Origin of the sequence: Longicatena sp. 210702-DFI.1.196 (assembly GCF_020563125.1) — a bacterium.
In the GTDB taxonomy this organism is placed as follows: Bacteria; Bacillota_I; Bacilli_A; order Erysipelotrichales; family Erysipelotrichaceae; genus Longicatena; species Longicatena caecimuris.
Genome location: NZ_JAJCPX010000011.1, coordinates 1 through 17,908, shown reverse-complemented (window position 1 = coordinate 17,908; position 17,908 = coordinate 1). Strand labels below are relative to the sequence as shown.

Here is a 17,908-nt window from a genome sequence, read left to right as displayed (position 1 = left end):
CCATTTATTTTTATTTGTTTTATAAGCGAATTGATACAAAAAGTGCAAGATATTTCTTATTCAATCTGCCAATCAATAGGTGTTTGTCCATGCTGTTTTAGAAAGTCATTGGTTTTGGAGAAATGCCGACAGCCAAAGAAACCGTAATCCGCACTGAATGGGCTAGGATGTGCACATGATAGAATAAGATGTGCCGGATTGGTGATAAGTGCCATTTTATTTTTGGCATTACGCCCCCATAAAAGGAAGACGATTGGCTCTTCGCGTTCATTTAACTTTTGAATAATCGCGTCGGTTAATTGTTCCCAACCATGATTGGCATGAGAATTCGCCTGACCACCGCGAACGGTTAATACGGTATTTAACAATAATACGCCCTGTTTTGCCCATTTCGTTAATTCTCCATGAGAAGGGATGTTACAGCCAACATCGTTTTTTAATTCTTGAAAGATATTTTGTAAAGATGGGGGAGGGGTAACTCCTTTTTTAACGGAGAAGCATAAGCCATGCGCCTGTCCTTTGCCATGATATGGATCTTGTCCTAAAATAACAACCTTAACACAATGATACGGTGTATATTTTAAAGCGTTAAAGATATCATACATGCTAGGATATACCGGATGATGATTATATTCATATACTAAAAATTTGCGGATGTTCTGGTAATATTCTTTCGCAAATTCATCTTTTAATATTTCGTCCCAAACATTGCCAATCTGTACCATAAAAACACCTCTTTCCTCTTTATTTTACTCTATGTGTATCATGAAGTAAACGTTATCGAGAAGAAAATAAGGGAAAGCAACATTCTACTATAATTTCTACTCATTTTATTATGAATTGTTATATAATGAACTAGAACTTACGAAAGGCTTAGGGAGTTATGATGGAAACTTTATTATTGCAAAAGCTGGCAGAACAGCTGCCACTTGAGACGATGGTTGAACATGATCATGAGGTACGTAGTGCTTATTTACAAAAAACATTGCGTTTCTTACATCTTATAAAAAAGGCCGATATCTTAACTATAGAAGAATATACATATTTATATAAGTTACGTAATAAAATTAATGATATTTGGCGTAATTATTTAAAGGGAAGGATGAATACAGCTTCTTCTCAGATGCAAAATATGTTGCAGTGTTCCTTTCATCATCAAACATATGACATGATGTTTGAGCGTGTACAGCAGCTTCCAAATGTATTATATCGAGGAAGAGTATCTTTAATGCCACTGCTTGATTGTCAAGAATTTTATCATATCCCTTTTACAAAACGCTATTTGATTCAGAATCAGCGCTATTCAATCACAGGGATACCTTGTTTATATCTGGCTGGCAGTCTTCCTTGTATGTATAAGGAATTGGGAAAAACCAATATATCCTATGGTGAATTTTGTCCTTTAAAAGCATTTTCTTTATTGGATGTGAGCGTATCCTATCCACAGATGGAAAAAAGAAGATATTCGCATGAACAATTGTTTGCTTTTTTATGTACCATGCCATTAAAATACGCCTTATCCATATGGGCAAAGGATAATGAAAAGCATGCCTTTAAGAGCAATTATGTCATATCACAGTTGTTAACAGCAGCCGTTTATAATAGAAAGACCGATATCAAAGGTATCTGTTATGCATCTGGTAAAGCCAAAGAATTGCCTTATGAACAACGCTTGAATTATGTTTTTTTGCCAACGTTTCAAAATTTGGGACAAGCATATGATGAGGAACTTATGCATAGTTTTCAGATTACAGTTGTAAAGAAGGAAAAACAAAAAGTATAACAGTATGCATTTCTACATAAAAAGAAGTCATCACCTGTGATTTGATCTGGTTTTGACTTCTTTTTCATTTTATATGTGCATATTCTTATAAAATACAATGTTTTTTATCGTGTCTCATATGCATATGCCTGTTGTTTGGCAGCTGCCCTTTTTTCTTCTTCGGCCTGGGCAAAGCGAGCCGTTAAACGCGCATTGCTCAACATTAGCTTTAAACGATTTTCCTGATTTACCCGTGTCGCACTTGGGTCGTAATCAACGGCGACGATATTGGCGTTTGGATAGATATTTTTGATTTTACGTGTCATGCCTTTAGCAACGATATGATTTGGCAGACAGCCAAATGGCTGACAACAAACGATATTAGAAACATTACTTTTGATTAAGGCAACCATCTCACTTGTTAACAGCCAGCCTTCTCCCATCTTAGTACCACGGTTAATGATGCCTTCGCTGCTTTCCATAACTTCTTGAAAGGTATCGGGTTCACGGAAGACACCTTGTTGACGAATGGCTTTGATGGCTTTCATCTGTAAATGCTGAATATAACGACTGGCCATGGCAACAAAGCGATAGCTTTTGCGGCTGCGATTATAATATTCATGGTCAATGACCGTATTTTCCAGGCAATATAAACCGAAATCAAGAACTCCGGATACGACTGGTTCACAGCCTTCCTTGATCAAGAAATCTTCTAATTCATTATTACCTAGAGGGGCATATTTCATATAGATTTCTCCGACAATACCCACTTGAATTTTCGGTGTATTCTCACGTTCAATAGCCGCAAATTCCTCTAACATCATTACATAATTGTGATGAAGCTTTAAAAAGGAAAGAGAATTAAATTGTTCACTGATACGGTTGATCCATTTTTGGACAAGTGCATCACTTGCACCGGCATGCCGTTCATATGGTTTACATTGATTTTTTATCCACATAAGCATATCTCCATATAGAAAACCATATAATAGTCGTAGTAGCATACTGCCTGTCAATTTGAATCCACTATTTTTTTCTAACTTGGAAAAATTAACGGAAATGACAGGTACATGGCCAAAACCAGCTTGTTTTAGTGCCTTTCGCAGCAAATGGATATAGTTAGAGGCACGACAGCCGCCACCGGTTTGGGTAATGGCCAAAGCAATGTGATCGGTATCGTAGTTTCCTGATTTTAAGGCATCGATCATTTGACCGATGACCAACAATGCCGGATAGCAAGTATCGTTATGCACATTTTTCAATCCTTCATCAATGATCTGTTGTCCTTTGGTCTGTAACAACTCCATCTGATAGCCGTTTTGGCGAAAGATGTTTTGTAAAAATTGAAAATGTATCGGCAGCATCATGGGCACAAGGATTTTATGTGTCTTCTTCATTTCTTTGGTAAATTCTACACGGTTCATGAATTTATCCCTCCCTTTCTTCCATTGCCGCCAATAAGGAACGGCAGCGAATCTTCACGGCACCAAGATTATCAACTTCATCAATCTTGATCTGTGTATATAATTTATTGTGACGACGTAAGATATCTTTTACTTCATCTGCGGTAATCGCATCGATGCCACAGCCAAAACTGACAAGTTGAATGAGTTCCATATCGTTTTGCGTCGTTACAAACTGTGCCGCATTATACATGCGAGCATGGAAGGTCCATTGATTTAAGACATGGATACTTGGGCGTTGCGATTGTTTTGGAATACTGTCTTCGCTAACGACAACAAATCCCAAATTGCTTAATAAACGATGAATGCCATGATTGATCTGCGGATCGACATGATAAGGACGTCCCGCTAATACGATCGTCTTACGATGATGCGTCTGCGCAAAAGCTAAAGCTCTGGCACCTTCCTGTTGGATCTTTTGTTTAAATTCTTCATAGGCAACATACGCATGAGAAGCAGCTGCCGTAATTTCTTTATAAGTGATATCCATATCCTGTGAGCGGAAGTATTCAAAGATTTTTGTTTCAAAAGTATGACGATCTTCCAAGTAAACATAAGGATAAAGGAAGGTGATGCCTTCTAAATCCATATTGCCTTCAATGACTTCAGGGTAATAGGCAACTACTGGACAGTTGAAATGGTTATCGCTCATCTGCTCATCTACATTGTAACTCATGCAGGGATAGAAAATCGTATCAATACCTTTATCAATCAAGGATTGAATGTGTCCATGCACTAGCTTTGCTGGATAGCAGATGGTATCAGAGGATATCGTATGCTGTCCTTTCGCATATAAGGCTTTGCTGGAACGATCACTTAAGACCACCTCAAATCCTAAATTGGTGAAGAAGGAATGCCAGAAGGGAAGGTTGTCATACATGTTTAACACAAGCGGAATCCCGATTTTTCCACGAACACCGCTGATTCCTTTGCATTTCAATAGTTCTTCATATTTGAAATCATAGAGATTAGGAAGTTTTTCTTTATTGGCACGACCAATGATCGGACGTTCACACTTATTACCGGCAATATGACGAGTGCCATTCGCAAATGTATTTATGGTCAGATTACAGTGGTTGGTACATAAACCGCAGTTGCTGGCTTGTGAGGTATGTGTAAAGTTTTCTAGTGCGGTTTTATCGAGTATGGAAGAGGTATTAGCATGTTTTTGTTTCGCGAGTAAGGCAGCTCCATAAGCCCCCATCAGATGGGCAATGCCTGGACGAATGACATGACGGCCTAGTTCTAATTCAAAGCTGCGCAATACGGTATCGTTTAAGAAGGTGCCACCTTGTACAACGATTTCTTTTCCGATTTCTTCGGCACTTTTTGCACGAATAACTTTATACAATGCATTTTTTACGACGCTGATACATAAGCCGGCGGAAATGTCTTCCATGCTGGCACCATTTTTCTGTGCTTGTTTCACACTGGAATTCATGAAAACGGTGCAGCGTGTACCTAAGTCAACCGGATGCTTTCCATGCAATCCCATCCGAGCAAATTCTTTGATTTCATACCCCATACTCTTCGCAAAGGTTTCAATGAAACTGCCGCAGCCACTGCTGCAAGCTTCGTTTAATAAGATATCGTCAATGGAATTGTCTTTAATACGGAAACATTTCATATCCTGACCACCGATGTCGATGATAAAATCGACGTTGGGATTGAAATGCTTCGCTGCCTGATAATGGGCCATGGTTTCCACAACACCGATATCCAAATGGAAGGCATGTTTCATCAATTCTTCACCATAGCCGGTAACGGCAGCATGACTTATGGTAATGCGATCTTCCATCAAGTCATAAATCTGCAATAATTCTTTTTGAATAACATCGACCGGGTTGCCTTGGTTATTGGCATAGCTTTCGTACAGAATGTTATCTTCTTCATCAATGAGGACAAGTTTGGTTGTCGTACTTCCAGAATCGATCCCCAACCATGCCTTTCCTTGATACTTATGAATATCTTTTCGATCTACATGGGCATTGGCATGACGTTGGACAAATTCTTGATAGTCTTGTTCACTGGCAAATAAAGGAGGCAGACCGTCATTTTTGACTTTTTGTTGTGCCATCGTTTTCATTTTATGCAATAGCTCTTCATACGTATAGAGCACTGTCTCATTATCCGCATATACCGCACTTCCTAATGCCACAAAATAAGGTGCTAAAGCGGGGAAGTTTGCCTCATCTTCATTAAGGTGCAAGGTTTCTTTAAAACGCTTTTGTAATCCTTTTAGAAAATGCAGAGGCCCTCCCAGAAATAAAACATTGCCTTCAATGTTTCTGCCTTGTGCCAATCCGGCAATACTTTGATCAACGACTGCCTGAAAGATACTGGCAGCTAAATTGCTTTTTTCAACACCTTGATTGATTAAAGGCTGAACATCACTTTTCGCAAAGACACCACAACGTGAGGCAATTGGATATAGGGTCGTATATTGCAACGATAGTTGATCCATCGTTTCCAAATCAACATCTAACAAGGAAGCCATTTGATCAATAAACGCTCCGGTACCACCGGCACATGTCGAGTTCATTCGTTCTTCTAAAGCGCCTTTTAGAAAGATGATCTTGGCATCCTCACCACCTAATTCAACGACTACATCCGTAGTTGGATAATATTTCTTGACCGCCTGTGCTGTCGCAAATACCTCTTGTACAAAGGGAAGCTGAGCTCCACTTGCCACCCCAAGACCGGCGCTTCCGGTAATGGCTATGGCAATTTTATGACCAAGCAACAACGGTTTTAATTCTTCTATCTTCTCAACGCTCATTTCGCGTACCCGCGATTTATGGCGTTCATAGCTTTTATAGATGATTTCATCTTGTTCATTTAATAGAACGGCTTTTAATGTAGTAGATCCTACATCAATTCCTAATTTATATGTCATGGAAATCCTCCTTACAAATACATGCGCTCAATCATTTTCAGCAGTACCGGTTCTACGCTGTCCATCGTATCAGGCTGCTCATAAAAGATGGCGTGAAAACTAATGACGCCAATCATCTCCATCATCAGCATAAAGCGATTCATGGCATCTTTTCGACTCTCTTTTTCCTGATGAAAGCATTGTAAGAAAGCATCCAACTTTTCGATATGGGCTAAGACTTGTTCTCGATGCTTATCACAGTCAAAGATGGAGGTGATGTTTTTTTGGATCATCTTTAAGATCTTTGGATTATGGCGATAAAAGGAAATTAGCTCATTGGCAAATGCATGGCGCCAATCCATCATACCCTGACGGCTTTTCTCATATGATGCATTCATCAAATCATTCAAAGCTTTGCCATGTTTTTCAGTCAGGATCTGGGAGATCAGTTCTTTTTTATCTTTATAATATATGTAAAAGGTGCCTTTTGCGACATTCGCACGCCGCACGATATCATTGACACTGGTTGCCTCTACGCCTTGTTCGCTGAATAAGGCAACTGCAGCATTTTGAATACGGCTGCGTTTGTTTAACTCTTCCATATATTCACTTCCTTTTTTCATACATGTAACTAGTTTACCCCTTTAGTGACCACCGGTCAATAGATTTGATTTAATTTTTACCTGAGAGTGATATCGGTAAGTTTATGAAAACGTTTTCGCATAAATTTTAATAATTTATGTTTTTTTTCTTTACAACGTAACAATGTTTTGTTAATATATAGGTGTAATAAAACAATGTTACACTAACGGCAGAGAGGTGGCTGATATGTATGAAATGCAACAAGCAGATGTATGCCGAAAATCTATCGATCAAAAAGCTGCATTTATTGAACGAGCAATATCATCTGGAGTATTACAAAATGACAATGAGAAGAAGGTGAAACGACTATGGAGATTTCAAAAAAAGATTTATTAAAAGAAACCGGTATTTCTTATGGACAGCTATATCGTTGGAAACGCGAAGGTCTGATACCGGAAAGCTGGTTTGTGAAACGTCCTAGTCCCACAGGACAGGAAACCTATTTCCCGAAAGAACGTATATTAAATCGGATCCGTGCAATTCAACAGATGAAGGATACATATTCTTTAGAAGAATTAGCGAAGATGCTGACTCCTGAGGTTAGTAATCGCATGTTTACAGAAGAAGATCTGGAAGAATTCAGCGAGATTGATATTGAGGTGGCCGCCCTGTTTATGGATGTAATGGAAAAGGATTGCTTTTCCTTCTATGAGATTTTGGTGATGATGGTCATCAGTGAATGGAATCAGGAATATGCATTTTCCCAAAACACGCGGATGGCATTGATTCAATCCAGTGCCCATGCGTTAACGCATATCCACTCACATGAATGGCGAATGTTACTTGTGCAGGTACAAGAAGATCATTACGTGCTCGCTTTACAAGAACCTGCAGCATCCACCAATCAGGATGTCTGGTATTGGCTTGATGAGCGTATGAAAATCTTGCGAAGTGTATCATTACAGGAATTGAGTTCACAAATGAAAGTAAAGTATAAGGAAACGTTTGCGTTTACCTTTGATGAGGAGGTCGTTTCATGAGCAAGCATGCAAAAAATATTATCTGGGGATTGTTGTTAATCGCAGTAGGTGCTGGCTATTTAGGAGAGTTATTTGAACTGTGGAAGTTTACCTTATTTTTCCCCGGCTGGTGGAGTCTGTTTCTGATCTTACCTGCCTGCATCAGTCTGTTAAAATACGGTATTCAATTTATGATGCTGATGGTATTAAGCTTAGGAGTATATTTTCTGGCAGATGCGAATCACTGGATTGATTTTCGTTTAAGCGTGCCCCTAGTGGCAGCAGTTGGCTGTATCTGTGCAGGGTTACATTTATTATTCGCAAGGAGGACAAAATGGTATGAGTATGGATGTAAGGATTGATGGTTTTGGAACAATTACCGAAGGAGAATATGATCGTATCAAAATTGATGGTATGGGAAAGATAAACGGCAATATCAAATGTCATATGATTGATATAGATGGCACTTGCAATGCAGAGGGCAGTATTACGGCGGAGCAAATGGATGTGAATGGAATGCTGAAGGTTGCCAAAGATATCAGAGTGAATAAGTTGGATATCGATGGCATGGTAAAGTCAGAAAATGGTAAAGTTTATGCAGATGATATACGCGTAGATGGCATGTTAAAGAATAACGGAGAAGTGAATGCGGATAAGGTCATTATCAATGGCTGTGCCGTGTTGAATGATTTGTTTGGTGATGAAGTGGTCATTAATTTTGCCAGCGGTATTTTAGGCGTATTTGCCTTTGGCTTTGGCAAGAATTGGGGAAAAACAAATCATGCGAATACAATTGAATGTACAACATTGCGAGCAAGTAATATTCGAGCTAATTCTATTTCCGCAACGGATATTGTTCTACAGGGAGGCTGCGTAGTTGATTATGTGCATTGCAATGGTACATTGCGCTATGATGCAACCTGCCGTATTAAGAAAATCGAAGGCGATTGTATACAAAAACGTATGTAAACACGTTTCATGCAAAGGAATCCCATTGTTTGGTCAAACAAAGGATTCTTTTCTTTTTTATAGGATGTTTGAAAAAGTCTTTAATCGTTATCAAAGATTTTATTTTATCATTAAGCAAGTTGCGGTAAGGATAGAGAAATGAAAGAATAACGCTTTATCGATGCAAATTGCTATAAACTACAGTTGATGTGAAAGGATCATTTGATAAAACAGTTGCGATAAAGAAGACATCTTTGCTACCTAGGATGTATGTCATATCGCAAGCACGCAGGCACGATTTGGAAAATTGCTGCATCGAAGCAGGAAACATTCCCATAAAAACCTCTTCTATGCTATAATGCTGATGATAACGAGTGAGGGTTTTATATATGAAAATAGAAAATGAAACTTATAAAATATTGATGGTCATTGCAGGAGGCTTTATTTTCGCAGCGGGTGTTAACTTATTCATCGTACCTTTAAATTTATATAGTGGCGGAGTGATCGGTATTGCCCAGATCATTCGAACGATTATAATACAATATGCGCATATCTCATTGCCTGCCAACTTTGATGTTGCCGGTATCATCAATTTCTTGATGAATCTGCCATTATTTATTTTGGCATATCGCAGCATTTCTCGAAAGTTCTTTGTGAAGACGCTTTTGTGTGTCATTGCACAAACACTTGCTTTTAGTCTTATCTTTATACCGGAAACACCTATCCTAGACGATGTGCTTGCCAGCTGTTTGATAGGGGGCATCATCTGTGGCTTTGGTATTGGTATTGCATTGCGTAGTGGGGGCAGTGGAGGAGGACTGGATATCTTAGGTGTTTATTTTACGCGAAAATTTGCCAATTTCAGTGTGGGGAAATTATCGATAATAGTCAATGCTTTTGTCTATCTGTTATGTGCTTTCCTTTTTGATGTGCCTACGGCGATCTATTCTATCTTATATATGACCTGTTTTTCTTTAGTATTGGATCGCACACATTATCAAAATATTAATATGACTGCAATGATTTTTACTAAGAATCAGGAAATTCAAGAAGCCATCATGAAAGAAACAGGAAGAGGTGTAACCTATTGGGATGGTGCCGGGGCTTATACGAAAACACAGACACGCATCCTTGTGACAGTGATAAATAAATACGAAGAACATCAGATTCGCCGCATTGTTGCCTCTTTTGATCCAAATGCCTTTGTGATTTTTAATGAGGGTCCTACGGTGAGTGGCAATTTTGAAAAGCGATTATAATCATCTTTTATGAAGGTAAGTAAGTTATGACAAATACAATAGATGATAAACAGTTATCGGCTTTATTGCAAAGCATCAAATTGAAATGATGAGGTTATTTCGTGTATACTTAAAGAGATACACACAAGGGAGTGAGTGATATGAATACAATCGTAGAAGTACGTCATGGAGCAATTTCTTTTAAAGAGACAAAAGCTTTAAAAGATGTCAGTTTCTCAATCAAAGAGGGAGAAATCTTCGGTTTTCTGGGTCCAAGTGGAGCCGGTAAAACAACAACGATCAAGCTGTTAACAAATCAGTTGAAGCCAAATCATGGAACGTTTTTGATCTTAGGGAAACAAGTGGATGAATTGCAGGATGAATTATATCAAAATATCGGTGTCTTATCCGATAATAGTGGTTTATATGAAAAATTAACAGTGTATGAAAATCTAAAGATTTTCGCCGATCTGAAGAAAATTTCAACATCGTATATTGATGAGGTTTTGCAGAAGACAGGATTGTATGAAGCAAAGAAGAAAAAGGTTGAGCATTTGTCAAAAGGGATGAAGCAACGCTTATTATTTTCACGTGCTATTTTGCATAAACCTAAGATCTTATTTTTAGATGAACCTGCCAGTGCTTTAGACCCTGCCAGCAGTGAGGCTGTATATGAGATGATTTTTGAATTAAATCGCCAAGGTACGACGATTTTCTTAACGACCCATAATATGAGTGAAGCCGATTTGTTATGTCATCGTGTGGCTTTTTTAAATGAAGGGGAAATCAAAGAAATGGGAAGTCCAGATGAATTAAAATTAAAATATGCCAAAAATGAAGTTGTCATTTTGGATGATAAAGGCAATAAATACCATACAACAAAAGATACAGCAAGTCTGATGAAAACATTGGCAGCAATACAAGGCAATATTTTGCGTATAAATTCGGTAGAGCCTGATCTGAAAACAATTTTTCTTGATGTGACAGGGAGGGAATTATAATGAAACTGCGAATGCATACATTAGCTGTGCTAATCAAAAAAGACTTTCGTTTAATGTTTACGAATAAGAATATGCTGATCATGATCTTATTACCGATTGGCTTTGCTGTGTTATATCAGACCATATTTGGGGATGTTAAAGAAGCAGGAATGCCGAGTAACTTTGTTTTAACTTTATGCGAATTATTGAATCTTTCCGCTATTCCACTTACCGGCTTGGCAATGATGGTAGCAGAAGAAAAAGAAAAAAATACCTTGCGTGTCTTGATGCTGAGTGATGTGTCAGCGCTTGAATATATTTTTAGCAAGATTATTTCCGTACTTGTCTTAATGGAACTCATCACAATCGTGATCTTCTTTATCACGGCAACGCAGCTTTCTTATTTGCCAATGTTTCTTCTGGTAACGACAGTGACTTCCATTTCCATGCTGTTGTTTGGTTCGGTTGTCGGATTGCTGTCGAAGGATCAGATGTCTACCAGTACCTTATCAACACCATTGATGATTCTGTTTTTGATACCACCGATGTTTCAGAATATGAATGAAGTGATTGATAAGATTGCCAGTATCGTACCGACAACCAGAATGATGGCGATTATTAATGATGCGATGAATGGTATGAGCATCTTAAGTCAAGAACATTTGCTGGATTTTGGAATTATTCTTGCCTGGATTCTCTTAGGTGTTGTGACATTTGCCATGATGTATCGTAAAAAAGGTTTTGATAACTAATGAAAGTGAACTTTTAACAAAATCATAACTTAACCGGGTTGTTTAAGGATGAACACTATGTAGGATGCCTTTGGATCGGTCTAGGCGAAAAAAATCGTAGTGGAAACGAAGAAGCCTTTTACTGTTAAAGCAGAACAGAGCTGCTTTATTCAAAATGAGGATCAGATATTCGTGCATATCAAGTAGTATACAAGCCTTAAAAAATTGCATGTGTATTCGATAACAAAAGAAGATTGCCTACGCTTTTAATTTCACCGAGCAATCTTCCTTTTCTTTTTGTTTATCTTTTACTGCAATATTCATTTTTCATACATACGATACTGATTCTTACCGTTTTCTTTTGCCTCATAGAGTGCTTTATCCGCATTGTGATACAGCGAATCGAAGTTATCCAAATTGTGTATTGTCACAGCTACGCCGATGCTGGCGGATATTGTGTAGTGGCATAATCCTTGGCGTTTTGCGTTATGATAGATGTTCACAAGTGCTTCTGCTTTGGCTTGTGCTTCTTGCTTGGACGCAACTGCTTGTAAAGTGACAAATTCATCACCGCCGATACGACCGATGATTGCATCCTTTGGGAATTGATTTTTTAAGATATTAGCAAAAGTTACGATGACTTCATCTCCAACTGCATGACCATAGGCATCATTGATATCTTTGAAATTATCAATATCTAAGATATAGAAAGCATAATATTGATCAGTGTTTTGCATCAGTTTCTGTTGGATATAAGAACGAGTAGCGGCTTTGTTATAAAGGGAAGTCAGAGAATCACTTTCCATTTTCTTCTTCATGAAGAGTTCTTTGCGTTTTTCTTCATCAATATTTTGGCGATAAACAAACATACGAATGGACTGGTCATCATCCCAATAAAAGATCTTAACGGTAATACGCATCCAATAGTAATTGTTGTCATTCCCATTATTGATCATAAAATCATATTGCGTAGACGTAATGCCTTCCTCATATAGCTGTAAGATATGCGCAGGATCAAAGACTGTCAAATAACCAGCTCTAAATTCCGGTTTGATTTGTTTTTCAGCAATGATCTTTAAAGATTCATCATAAGGAGTCTTTCGAGGAATGCCCTGGCTATAGAAATAGTCTTCGGTAGCTTCACTGGCAGCACAGTTATGGGTCACATCAATTTCATAAATAGTATCATAAATCTGTTCGGTTTGCTGTTGGAAGATGGATTGATGTTTCATTTCTGTTTCCAGAGTTAAATGAATCAACTTCTTGTTATACTTGCGTACGATATACGTAATAACTCCTAAGACAAGAATAATAACCATCAAAATGATAGTAAAACCAATGCCTAACTGCTGATGCATGGAATGCTCTAATTGTGCTGTATCGCGATCAATCAGCAATTGCCATTGTATAGTATTCAAAGGTTGCCGGATAAGATAACCGCTGTAAGGTTTTTCGCTGTACCAGAAAGAAACACTCTCTTCCTTTTCCTTCATTAATTTTGGTAAGAGGGTTTCATAACGTTTGTTTTGTGCTAACTTTTGTTTTTGATAACCGGAAATATTCGTAGAGAGTTGAATGGTGCCGTTTGCATCAATCAAAAAAGCTTTCACATTAAATTTTTTCTCATATTGCTTCAACAGCTCTTGCAGATGTTCAATGCGAAAACCAACACCTATAACGCCAATTATATGCTTATTAACATCTTTTAGCTTACAATTGATAAACACGGTAATCTCATTTTTCTTCGCTTCATCATTATCAATATTAATGCTGTAATCATCTTTGCTGTTAAGGAATTCATAATACCAGGTGTTTTCCGGATTATCTTTTGTAAGGATTCGATCAATGCCATCAAAATGATAATAGCGTTTTGTTTTGGTAGATACTAAAAAGACGGAATCAAAATTGTATTTCACTTTATAGGCATGCAAATAATCTGTGATTGTTTTTACAAAGTTAGCATCATCTGTAAGCGCATTTTCATTTTTCATATGCTGCATTAAAAAGGTATCATTGGCCATGGTTAAGGAGATGTTGATAGGTTTTGTAAATAGTGAATCTATTTTATGATAGATGCTTTCACTACTCAGATCCGAAATATGTTCGATATCTTTTTTTAGCATGGTATGATTACTGTTATAGCTGACAAAGGAAGTAATCAAGTAACCGATTATAATGATAATACAGATAAATATATTTGTTTTTGCAAGTATATGTTTTTTCATAAGAACCCTCTTAACTCTTTTTCATTATTATACGCTCATTTTCTTTACATTTTAAAAAATATCGAAATCTTTTTGAATTTATTTTTCACGATTATCTTATGGTGAAAAACATTATCCTTTCTTTCAATGCGCACTTATATTATAATAAAGCTTGGTTAGAGAGGATGGATTCTATGCCTGATTTTATTGTAACACCTTTTGCATTCGAGGATTTGGCAAAAGTTAAAGCGCATGGCGCAGATAGTGTTTTGATTGGTACACCATTTTTTTCTGTTCGCTGCGTATATGCTTTTGCAGTGGAGGAATTACAAGCAATAAAGAAAGAATGTGAACGGCTTTCCTTACGCATGTATGTGGCCGTAAATCGCTTTTTTGTGGAAGAAGAATTACCGGCGTTACGTCAGCATTTACATTTATTGAAAGAATTAGATGTGGATGGTATTTATTATGGCGATGAGTGTGTATTGTTAGAGGCAGAACATTTTGACTTAAAGAAAAAGCTTATTTACAATCCGGATACGTTAATTACAAATCACAGTGATGTGCAATATTATTTAGATGAAGGTATTCAGATGGTTACTATTTCTAAGGAAATTACCTTGCAGGAAATGTGTGAAATTGGTCGGCTTACTGATGGTGAATGTGAGGTTATTCTCCATGGTCGTTTGAATATGATGCATAGCAAACGTAATTTATTAAGCAGTTATATGTCTTTTATAGGAAAAAATGAGCAAGTACGCAATAACTATGACTTATATTTGATGGAAGAAAATCGTGAGGAACATATGCCCATTGTGGAAGATGAAACGGGTACGCATGTATTCACCGGTTTTACGCTTGCGAGCTTTGAAGAAATTCAGGAGCTGTTAAATAGTGGAATTCGTCATTTTCGCATTGACGGCATGTTTCATGATATCGCTTATGTGTTAGAAGCATTGGATCTTTATCATGCCATTCTGAATAAGGAAAAAGACGCAACAGCGGTTTTTGCTGCTTATGCAAAGAAGTATGAGAAGGACCATGTGACACACGGTTTTTATTATACCAAGACGAGCAAGGTCAAAGAGGGCTAAAAACGTCATAAGAATAAGATATAGGGCATCTCAATTCATTGGTTTATTGAGATGCTTTTTTTGTGTATTTTGACATAAAAACGGTCATTTTTTACATTCAGTTTTGTGTTTGTTGTTATTCATTTGTTATTTTTATATAATTCTCATGATAAAGAAAGGTGAGAATGTTTATGAAATTACAAATGAAGAAAGTAGTTGCCGGGCTTTTGTGTTGTACATGTTCCATTACAACGGTGTTAAGCGATTTTACGATTGCAAATGCAATGCAAAAGGCTACCGGATTATCATCTGATCATCAATTGGCAATGAAACAGATGAGCAAGAAAGTTGTTTCTGCCATGGAAGTTGTATCAGATTATGTTGAAAAAGAAAGCTTGGATGAGCAAGTCATCCTGTCAACCAAACCTTTACAGTCGGTCAAGACAGCAGGTGACTTTATCATGTCTGGAAGTACGTTAGTGAAATATCAGGGAAATGCTGCTGCGGTGGTCATACCGGAAAACGTTACAGAGATAGGATATGAAGCTTTTAAAGATTGTATAACCTTACAAGAAATCAGTTTCCCATCAAGATTACGAAGTATTGATTATGGGGCGTTTATGGGGTGTGTAAACTTAAAGAAAGTTGATTTGCCTGATTGTCTTCGATACTTAGGTTCAAATGCGGATTCAGGTGTATTTGAAGGTTGTACATCATTACATGAAGTACATCTTCCAATAGAACTAAACACTTTAGGTGCAAATACTTTTAAAGGATGTACCTCTTTAACAACAATTCAAGTACCGAAAGATATAGAAACGGTTGGTGTTAGTAATTTTGAAGGTTCGGGATTAAGAAACGTGATTTTTGCTGATAATATTAAAAAAATTCCCGCTTGGTTATTTAATGATTGTAATACATTAACAAGTATTGAAATTCCTGAAACAGTAATTGAAATCGGTTATGAAACATTCCGAGATTGTAAAAATTTAACAGATATTACGTTTTCAAATAAGTTAAGAACAATTGAAGCAGGTGCTTTTCGAGGCTGTAGCAATTTGAAAAAAATAACATTGCCAAATTCGTTAGTGGAATTAGGTTCAAATGCGGATTCAGGTGTATTTGAAGATTGCATATCGTTAGAAGATATTACATTATCTGATAATTTAAAGGTTTTAGGTGCTAAAACATTTTATGGTTGTACGGCACTTACAGATATTGTAATTCCTAAGACTTTAGAAGAAGCTCATCCTTATATATTCACAAATTCCGATGTGCAAACCGTGACATTGGAAGAAGGTATGCCGAAAGTCCCGGGTTTCTTATTCTGTGGTTTTGCCACATTAGAAAGTATCGTATTGCCGGAATCAATTACGGAAATAGAACTTTCCGCTTTTGAAGGCTGTGAAATGCTGTCAGATATATCGTTATCATCAAACTTAACGACGATTCATCAGGGAGCTTTTAAAGATTGTGTCAGCCTTATCCATATTGCACTTCCCGAATCATTAACCGTGTTGGGAGATTCATCAGGTGACGGCGTATTCGAAGGCTGTTATGCATTGGAGGAATTGAGATTACCGAAAGGTTTAAAGGAACTTGGTAATCATACATTTACCGGTTGTGAAGCATTAAAGGATATCACGATTCCTAAAACACTGGTTTCTTCAGGTGTGTATGCTTTTCAAGATTCAGGAATTAAAACCGTGACATTAGAAGAAGGTATGCCGAAAGTTCCCGGTTTCTTATTTTCCGGTTTTGCTACATTAGAAAGTATCGTATTGCCGGAATCAATTACGGAAATAGAACTTTCCGCTTTTGAAGGCTGTGAAATGCTGTCAGATATATCGTTATCATCAAACTTAACGACGATTCATCAGGGAGCTTTTAAAGATTGTGTCAGCCTTATCCATATTGCACTTCCCGAATCATTAACCGTGTTGGGAGATTCATCAGGTGACGGCGTATTCGAAGGCTGTTATGCATTGGAGGAATTGAGATTACCGAAAGGTTTAAAGGAACTTGGTAATCATACATTTACCGGTTGTGAAGCATTAAAGGATATCACGATTCCTAAAACACTGGTTTCTTCAGGTGTGTATGCTTTTCAAGATTCAGGAATTAAAACCGTGACATTAGAAGAAGGTATGCCGAAAGTTCCCGGTTTCTTATTTTCCGGTTTTGCTACATTAGAAAGTATCGTATTGCCGGAATCAATCACGGAAATAGAACTTTCCGCTTTTACGGACTGCATCAATTTACAAACAATCACATTACCAAAGAATCTAAATGCAATTGGAGAAAATGCATTTCACAATTGTAATAGTCTTGAAAAAGTAGTTTTACCTGACAATATCAATGAAATAAGTTATTTTTCATTTGATGATGTGGAACTATGGGCAATGCCAAATACGATCACAGAAGCTTCCTTGCTTCGTGAAGGAATTCCCCATCATGTGTATGATGTGCCGATTCCTGTAGACAGCATTCAGCTAAATACAACGGACAAGACGATGATTTCGGGAACAACGTATGATCTTTTTGCGACCATTGCGCCTTCTAATGCTACCAATAAGGAGCTAATATGGACTTCCAGTAATACTGCAGTGGTCACTGTATCGGCAAGTGGAAGAGTAACGGCAAGAGGAAATGGCACAGCAATCATTACCGCAACCGCCAAAGATGGTTCCAAGAAAGCAGCACGATGTACGATTACCGTAAAAACACCGGTAAGTGCTGTAAAATTAAATGTGACAAGTAAGGCAATGAAACCTAAAGATGTATATTATTTATCTGCAACAGTGTCACCATCAACGGCAAGTAATACTGATTTGTTATGGATATCCAATAATACGAAAGTAGCTACGGTGTCGGCAAGTGGAAGAGTAACGGCAAGAGGAAATGGCACGGCAATCATTACTGCAACCGCCAAAGATGGCTCCAAGAAAGCAGCCAAATGTACGATTACCGTAAAAACGCCGGTAAGTGCTGTAAAATTAAATGTGACAAGTAAGGCAATGAAACCTAAAGATG

General features: G+C 37.5%; 15 protein-coding genes. 10 read left to right on the top strand and 5 right to left on the bottom strand.

What is annotated here, in order from left to right; genetic code table 11:
• Positions 1 to 56 precede the first annotated feature (56 nt).
• Positions 57 to 725, bottom strand: a complete 669-nt coding sequence (locus tag LI241_RS06695; protein WP_008689324.1) for a uracil-DNA glycosylase — start codon at positions 723 to 725, stop codon at positions 57 to 59.
• 161 nt (positions 726 to 886) lie between these two features.
• Between LI241_RS06695 and LI241_RS06690 the strand changes: the two genes are divergently transcribed.
• Positions 887 to 1,783 (top strand): hypothetical protein, encoded by an 897-nt coding sequence (locus LI241_RS06690; protein ID WP_008689323.1) that lies wholly within the window; start codon positions 887 to 889, stop codon positions 1,781 to 1,783.
• 104 nt (positions 1,784 to 1,887) lie between these two features.
• Here LI241_RS06690 and LI241_RS15805 read toward each other — a convergent pair whose 3' ends face one another.
• From LI241_RS15805 to LI241_RS06680, 3 genes are read right to left on the bottom strand one after another with little or no spacing between them, the layout of a single operon-like run.
• The gene (locus LI241_RS15805; protein WP_008689322.1) at positions 1,888 to 3,186 is read right to left on the bottom strand and encodes a 2-hydroxyacyl-CoA dehydratase; all 1,299 of its coding nucleotides are present in this window, start codon (positions 3,184 to 3,186) and stop codon (positions 1,888 to 1,890) included.
• Positions 3,187 to 3,190: 4 nt separating this feature from the next.
• Positions 3,191 to 6,121, bottom strand: coding sequence for an acyl-CoA dehydratase activase-related protein (locus LI241_RS06685; RefSeq protein WP_008689321.1), 2,931 nt, complete (start codon positions 6,119 to 6,121; stop codon positions 3,191 to 3,193).
• Positions 6,122 to 6,132: 11 nt separating this feature from the next.
• Positions 6,133 to 6,702: a TetR/AcrR family transcriptional regulator gene (locus LI241_RS06680; protein ID WP_008689320.1), complete on the bottom strand. Its 570-nt coding sequence runs from the start codon at positions 6,700 to 6,702 to the stop codon at positions 6,133 to 6,135.
• A gap of 226 nt (positions 6,703 to 6,928) precedes the next feature.
• Between LI241_RS06680 and LI241_RS06675 the strand changes: the two genes are divergently transcribed.
• From LI241_RS06675 to LI241_RS06645, 7 genes are all read left to right on the top strand, one after another.
• Positions 6,929 to 7,078 carry a hypothetical protein gene (locus LI241_RS06675; protein ID WP_008689319.1) on the top strand — a complete coding sequence of 50 codons (150 nt, stop codon included), beginning with the start codon at positions 6,929 to 6,931 and terminating at the stop codon, positions 7,076 to 7,078.
• Complete coding sequence (locus tag LI241_RS06670; RefSeq protein WP_008689317.1) at positions 7,051 to 7,722, top strand: DUF4004 family protein; 672 nt, start codon at positions 7,051 to 7,053, stop codon at positions 7,720 to 7,722. Before LI241_RS06675 ends, LI241_RS06670 begins: the two co-directional genes overlap by 28 nt.
• Entirely contained in the window at positions 7,719 to 8,063 is a 345-nt protein-coding gene (locus LI241_RS06665) for a hypothetical protein (protein ID WP_008689315.1), read from the top strand. The genes LI241_RS06670 and LI241_RS06665 overlap by 4 nt, the downstream gene beginning before the upstream one ends.
• The gene (locus tag LI241_RS06660) at positions 8,041 to 8,670 is read left to right on the top strand and encodes a polymer-forming cytoskeletal protein (protein ID WP_008689314.1); all 630 of its coding nucleotides are present in this window, start codon (positions 8,041 to 8,043) and stop codon (positions 8,668 to 8,670) included. The genes LI241_RS06665 and LI241_RS06660 overlap by 23 nt, the downstream gene beginning before the upstream one ends.
• A gap of 368 nt (positions 8,671 to 9,038) precedes the next feature.
• Positions 9,039 to 9,908: a YitT family protein gene (locus LI241_RS06655; protein WP_008689312.1), complete on the top strand. Its 870-nt coding sequence runs from the start codon at positions 9,039 to 9,041 to the stop codon at positions 9,906 to 9,908.
• Positions 9,909 to 10,048: 140 nt separating this feature from the next.
• On the top strand, positions 10,049 to 10,888 hold the full coding sequence (locus LI241_RS06650) for an ABC transporter ATP-binding protein (protein WP_008689309.1): 840 nt from the start codon (positions 10,049 to 10,051) through the stop codon (positions 10,886 to 10,888).
• Positions 10,888 to 11,619 (top strand): ABC transporter permease, encoded by a 732-nt coding sequence (locus tag LI241_RS06645; protein ID WP_008689307.1) that lies wholly within the window; start codon positions 10,888 to 10,890, stop codon positions 11,617 to 11,619. Before LI241_RS06650 ends, LI241_RS06645 begins: the two co-directional genes overlap by 1 nt.
• A gap of 299 nt (positions 11,620 to 11,918) precedes the next feature.
• Here LI241_RS06645 and LI241_RS06640 read toward each other — a convergent pair whose 3' ends face one another.
• On the bottom strand, positions 11,919 to 13,823 hold the full coding sequence (locus LI241_RS06640) for a sensor domain-containing diguanylate cyclase (RefSeq protein WP_008689305.1): 1,905 nt from the start codon (positions 13,821 to 13,823) through the stop codon (positions 11,919 to 11,921).
• Positions 13,824 to 13,996: 173 nt separating this feature from the next.
• Here LI241_RS06640 and LI241_RS06635 point away from each other — a divergent pair, with 173 nt between their 5' ends.
• Together LI241_RS06635 and LI241_RS06630 are read left to right on the top strand one after the other, a co-directional pair.
• Positions 13,997 to 14,896: a peptidase U32 family protein gene (locus tag LI241_RS06635; protein WP_008689302.1), complete on the top strand. Its 900-nt coding sequence runs from the start codon at positions 13,997 to 13,999 to the stop codon at positions 14,894 to 14,896.
• Positions 14,897 to 15,066: 170 nt separating this feature from the next.
• Positions 15,067 to 17,908, top strand: a 2,842-nt coding sequence (locus LI241_RS06630; protein WP_227160434.1) for a leucine-rich repeat protein, incomplete at its 3' end; no start/stop codon positions are given.